The sequence below is a fragment of the uncultured Megasphaera sp. genome (assembly GCF_958350005.1).
Lineage (GTDB): Bacteria > Bacillota > Negativicutes > Veillonellales > Megasphaeraceae > Megasphaera.
Genome location: NZ_CATWFF010000134.1, coordinates 1 through 5,511 on the forward strand (window position 1 = coordinate 1; position 5,511 = coordinate 5,511).

5 protein-coding genes are annotated in these 5,511 nt (G+C 56.7%); 3 read left to right on the forward strand and 2 right to left on the reverse strand.

All coding sequences use genetic code 11. From position 1 onward, the window contains the following. Window positions 1-182: 182 nt before the first annotated feature. From murQ to Q3886_RS08015, 3 genes are read left to right on the forward strand one after another with little or no spacing between them, the layout of a single operon-like run. Window positions 183-1,094: an N-acetylmuramic acid 6-phosphate etherase gene (murQ, locus tag Q3886_RS08005; protein ID WP_301860820.1), complete on the forward strand. Its 912-nt coding sequence runs from the start codon at window positions 183-185 to the stop codon at window positions 1,092-1,094. Beyond that, the gene (locus tag Q3886_RS08010) at window positions 1,084-2,505 is read left to right on the forward strand and encodes a PTS transporter subunit EIIC (RefSeq protein WP_301860821.1); all 1,422 of its coding nucleotides are present in this window, start codon (window positions 1,084-1,086) and stop codon (window positions 2,503-2,505) included. The genes murQ and Q3886_RS08010 overlap by 11 nt, the downstream gene beginning before the upstream one ends. Before the next feature lie 12 nt (window positions 2,506-2,517). Beyond that, the gene (locus tag Q3886_RS08015; protein WP_301860823.1) at window positions 2,518-3,594 is read left to right on the forward strand and encodes a MupG family TIM beta-alpha barrel fold protein; all 1,077 of its coding nucleotides are present in this window, start codon (window positions 2,518-2,520) and stop codon (window positions 3,592-3,594) included. 76 nt (window positions 3,595-3,670) lie between these two features. Here Q3886_RS08015 and Q3886_RS08020 read toward each other — a convergent pair whose 3' ends face one another. After that, the gene (locus Q3886_RS08020) at window positions 3,671-4,552 is read right to left on the reverse strand and encodes a DMT family transporter (protein WP_301860824.1); all 882 of its coding nucleotides are present in this window, start codon (window positions 4,550-4,552) and stop codon (window positions 3,671-3,673) included. A 132-nt stretch (window positions 4,553-4,684) separates the two neighbouring features. After that, the coding region (locus Q3886_RS08025) for an MFS transporter (RefSeq protein WP_301860826.1) at window positions 4,685-5,511 on the reverse strand (827 nt) is incomplete at its 5' end.

Genomic DNA, 5,511 nt, shown 5'->3' on the forward strand with positions numbered 1-5,511 from the left:
GGAAACTGCTGCTCTATCCAGCTGAGCTATGGGCGCACAACACTGTATGATACGTTCTTTATCATATCATGAATTATAAAAAAAATAAAGGATTTCCCCTGTTCCTGAACAAATATCTTCTCTTGCACGAACAGACCGGTGTCTCTATAATAAAATATATCTGTTTTTAAAGGAAGGATACTATGATTTCATTAGATACGATAGCGACGGAACAGCGCAATAGTGCCAGCAGCCACATTGACCAGCTGTCTACGCTGGACCTGATCCGTCTGATAAACAAAGAAGACCAGGGCGTAGCGCCTGCTGTCGGCGCCATTGCCGCAGAGATTGCCCAGGCCGTCGACATTATCACTGCCCGAGTATCCCAGGGAGGGCGACTGTTTTACATCGGCTCCGGCACGTCGGGCCGGCTGGGCATTCTGGATGCTGTCGAATGTCCGCCGACATACAGCACGGACCCGTCCCTCGTACAGGGCATCATTGCCGGCGGACCTTCTGCCGTATTTCGCGCCAAAGAAGGGGCTGAAGACGACAGCCAGGCCGGTGCCGCCGATTTGGCCGCCCATGACCTTACGTCAAGGGACGTCGTCGTCGGCATCAGCGCATCAGGACGGACGCCGTATGTAGTCGGTGCCCTGCAGTACGCCTGTTCTATCGGCGCAGCAGCCATTTCCGTCAGCTGCTCCCCTGATTCCCCTATTTCCCGGCAGGCCGATCTGGATCTGTGCGCCCTCGTCGGGCCGGAAGTGGTGACGGGATCGACGCGCATGAAAGCCGGGACAGCACAGAAGCTGATTCTGAATATGTTGTCCACAGGCACCATGATTCGCCTGGGAAAGGTATACGGCAATCTCATGGTCGACGTTCATGCGTCCAACCAGAAACTGACCGAACGGGCCCGACGCATCGTCATGACCGCCAGCGGCTGCAGCCGGAATGAGGCTATCGAAGCCCTGGCCCAGTGCCACGGCCAGGCCAAGACGGCCATCGTCATGATGTTACTCAGCCTGACGGCCGCCGACGCAGCCCGGGCCTTGAAGGCAGCGGACGGGCGCATTGCCACGGTGCTGCAGGAGGCCTGCCATGGACGCTAATACACTGGCCCGCCAGATTTACGACCTTGTCGGTCCGGCCGACAACATCGAACGGTCCTATCACTGCATGACCCGTCTGCGGCTTCACGTCAAAGCCGTGCATTTTACCAAAGAAGAGCTCCAGTCCCTGCCTGGCGTGCTGGGCGTCAACCTGTCCGGCGATGAATGGCAGATTGTCGTCGGTCCAGGCAAAGCGACGAAGCTGGCCGAAGCCTTTCAGGCCCTGGTGGCTGCTGCGCCTTCAACCAAAGCTCAATTACCGACCGAAACAGCACCGGTCTCAGCGGCACCAGAGGCTGCAAAGCCGTCCCTGACAGAGTTGCAGAAAGATGCAGCCATCGGTGACGGCACGGCCCTGCATGAGGCAATTCGCCGGAAAAACGCGACGCCTGCCAAACTGGCCCTGAAAAAAATCGCTCATATTTTCGTACCCATTATGCCGGCCTTCATTGCCTGCGGCCTCATTACGGGGCTGCTGAATATTCTCCTGAAAGCCTGGCCGGCCAGTGCCGATATGGCAGCAGTACAGCTTCTGGCCATTGCCGGCAGCGCCGCCTTCTGGGGATTGAATATATTCGTCGGCATTAACGGAGCCAGAGAATTTGGCGGCTCTCCTATGCTGGGCGGCGTCCTGGCTGCCGTCATCAGTCATCCTGCCTTATCTTCCATCACCCTGTTTGGTGAACCCCTCGTCCCTGGCCGGGGCGGCATCGTCGCCGTCCTCCTGCTCGTATATTTTTCTTCGGCTGTCGAAAAAAGGCTGCACGCTGTCATACCGGATATGTTCGACCTCTTTGCTACGCCTCTCCTGACAGTCCTCATTTCTACGGCAGCGGCCATCGCCGTCTTTCAGCCCCTTGGCGGCTTCCTGTCCGACATAATCGGCACAGCCGCTACGGCGTCCATTGAAAAGGGCGGCGCCCTGACCGGCTGTATTCTGGGCGGCACTTTCCTGCCCATGGTCATGGTCGGCATTCACCAGGGCCTGACGCCGATTCACGCCGAACTCCTGTCCCGCTACGGAGTCACCATTCTCCTGCCGATTCTGGCCATGGCCGGCGGCGGTCAGGTCGGTGCGGCCCTGGCTGTCTACAGCAAGACGAAGAACAGGGCCCTGAAAAAGACGATTCTCTCCGCTCTTCCCGTAGGCATCATGGGTATTGGCGAACCCCTTATTTACGGCGTTACCCTGCCTCTGGGCAAACCGTTTATCGGCGCCTGCATCGGCGGGGCCTGCGGCGGCGCCGTACAGGCAGCCTATATGGTAGGCTCAGCTGCGCTGGGTATTTCCGGCCTGCCCCTGGCGGCCAGTACGGACAACATTCCCATCTATCTGCTGGGCCTGTTCGTATCCTATGCCGCCGGATTTACAGCAACTCGTATCATCGGTTTTGACGAGCCTACGCCATAAGGAGGAATTTTCATGAAAACAGGCATTTCCCTGTACCCCGGACTAAACCGCTCTATAGACGAAGACCTCATCTTGTTGAAACAGGCTGCATCCCGCGGCATTACGCGGCTCTTTACGTCCCTGCAGATTCCGGAAACAAATCGTACAGTTTTCCAAAAAGACCTGTCCCGCCTTCTTCAGCAGGCCCGCCGCTTCGGCATGGACGTCTGTGCCGACCTGTCGCCGCAGACATCGGCCCTGCTGGGCATCGAAGGGACGCCGCAGGCCCTGCAGGAACTGGGAATTACAACAGTTCGCCTGGACAGCGGCTTCAGTACCCGCCAGGCCGCCTTATTCAGCCGCATCCTGACGATACAGCTTAACGCTTCGACTATACGGCCGGCCTTCGCAGAAGACCTGCGCCGGGCCGGAGCGAATATGTCACACGTCGACTGTCTGCACAACTTTTATCCCCGCCCCCATACGGGCCTGAGTGAAGAATACGTCGTCGCCCAGACGAAATGGCTCCACCAGGAAGGCCTGTCTGTCGGCGCCTTTATTCCCAGTCAGGCCGGCCGCCGGGGCCCCCTGTTTGCCGGACTGCCGACACTGGAACAGCACCGCTACATCGATGTAAGCCTGAGTGCCCGCCATTTGGCAGCCCTGGGGATGGATTCCGTCTTTATTGGCGATAATGCGCCGTCTGAAACAGAACTGGATGCCCTGGCCCAAGTCGGCCGGGAAGAAAAAGGCGTCGTCGTCGTAAAAGCCCGTCTCCTCAGCCGCGACCCGTGGATGCGGGACTTTCTGTCCCGGACGCTGACAGCCCGCCTCGATGGAGCCCGTGACGCCATCCGCGCCCAGGAAGGCCGGCCCTGCCTGCATGGGCACCATATCCTGCCAAACGGTCCGCAGCGCCCCCTTCGGTCTGGTGACATTACGGTTGACAACGAAGGGTACTTGCGGTATATGGGCGAAATCCAGATACTTACGGCGCCCCTGCCGGCAGAACGACGAACCAACATTGCCGCCGAAGTTCTCCCGGACGAACGGTTTCTGCTGTCATACATCACACCGGGACAAAAATTCCGCCTGGAATTCGTCCGGTAAGCATCTGCTGCATCACGCTACAAACAAGAGGAGAGAAGAAACAGCCTATGCCGTTCCTTCTCTCCTCTTGTTGCTGTTATGATTTTTTATTGAGCAGCACAATGGCGCAGACAATACAGAAAATGCCAATGGCACCGGTAATGCTCAGGGATTCATGAAATACGGCAATACTGATAACTGTCGCCGTCAGCGGTTCTACCGAAGCCAAAATGGCGGCCTTGCCTGTTTCCATGGCACTCAGGCCGACCGTATACAGGATGAAGGGGATCGTCGTCGACAGGAGTCCCAGGAGCACAGCCATGATGAACATAACTGGCGACGACGCCATGGAAGCAGCCATAGCCGGAACATCGCTGAATCCGGCCAGGCCCAGGGAGGCAATAATAAAGGTCCACGTCGTCACTGTAAAGGGAGAGTATTTAGCCAGCGCATAGTGGCCGAAAACGGAATACAGGGCATAGCCCAGTCCGGCGCCCAGACCGGCCAGAATGCCGGGAATATTGATATGGCCAATTCCCAGGCCGCTGACCAGGACGCAGCCCAGGAAGGACAGAACCAGGCACAGGGCCTTCATAGGCGTAAACTTCTCATGAAACAGCAGGACTGACAGGGCCATGACGATACTTGGCGCCGTATACAGCAGAATCGCCGCCATAGACAAGGTCGTCAGCTCCATGGCCGTAAAGTAGCAGACATTAAAAAAGACAATGCTGCACAGACCAGTGCCCAGAAACATCCACATATCCCGCCAGGCCACACAGAGCCCGCGAGGCCGTCTCCACAGCATGCCTGCTGTCATGGCCAGAGCCGTCACCAGCGACCGGGAAAAGGTAATCTGCACAGGCGACAGGCCGTGAGCGGCCAGATAGCGGGAAAACAGACCAATAATACCCCAACAGACGCCGGCAGCAATAATACAGGCTGCCGCAGTTTTACGATTCATTCTTAAAATCATCATCTACGCCCCCTTTACCGTGCCTGCTGCACGTATATTGGTCTTAGTGTATCACAAAACAGCTCTTTTCCATAGTAAATAATAAAAAAACTGGCCTGTCCGCACGGGAACGGACAGGCCATTCATGGCAATACATTATATATCTTTGCGAACCGATTCAATGCGGTGTATATCACCGACAATGAAGACGAATGACAGAACGCCTACGGCGGCGACGCAGCCGATGAAGATCATGGCGCCTACAAATGAGCCGGTCATCTGCACGATAATGCCGATAACGATAGGCGTAATAATGCCGGCCATATTGCCGACGAAGTTGAATACGCCGCCCGCCAGCCCTACCGAATCAGCAGGAGCAATATCACCGACAGTGCTCCATACGATAGCCGCCATGCCCTGGCCGAAGAAGGCAATGGCCATAATGGCAATGACGGCGTTCAGGGAATCGACGTAATTTGCCGCCATAATGGTCATAGAACAGATAAGGCCGCAGATAACCGGCGTTTTCCGCGCCTTCGACAAGGAAGCGCCGCGCCGCAGCATGGAGTCAGACCAGTACCCGCCCAGCAGGACGCCGCACAAAGCACCAATATAGGGAATGACTGCATAGAAGCCGGCTTTGAGCATGGGCATCTGCTTGGCTACAACCAGGTACGTCGGGAACCAGGTCAGAAAGAAGTACATCGTACTCGTATTGGCAAACTGCCCCAGATACACGCCCAGGAGCTGACGGTGCCTGAAGAGTTCCGCAATCTGGTCCCACGAAATCTTCGTTGCCTTGCCGGCCTTTTCCGCCAGGCCGCCGCCTTCGCGAATGTAGGCCAGTTCCGCTTCATTGGCACCTTTGCATTCTTTCGGATCTTTATACAGAAAAAACCAGAATACGCTGGCTATAATGCCGATGACGCCGGTAATATAAAAGATTTCCCGCCAGCCAAAGTGCTGCAGAATCCAGAACAGCA

What these genes read in the sequence shown, in the direction of transcription:
- murQ (WP_301860820.1), top strand. Translation starts at nt 183, where the DNA reads ATGATTTCATTAGATACGATAGCGACGGAACAGCGCAATAGTGCCAGC.
- Q3886_RS08010 (WP_301860821.1), top strand. Translation starts at nt 1,084, where the DNA reads ATGGACGCTAATACACTGGCCCGCCAGATTTACGACCTTGTCGGTCCG.
- Q3886_RS08015 (WP_301860823.1), top strand. Translation starts at nt 2,518, where the DNA reads ATGAAAACAGGCATTTCCCTGTACCCCGGACTAAACCGCTCTATAGAC.
- Q3886_RS08020 (WP_301860824.1), bottom strand. Translation starts at nt 4,552, where the DNA reads ATGATGATTTTAAGAATGAATCGTAAAACTGCGGCAGCCTGTATTATT.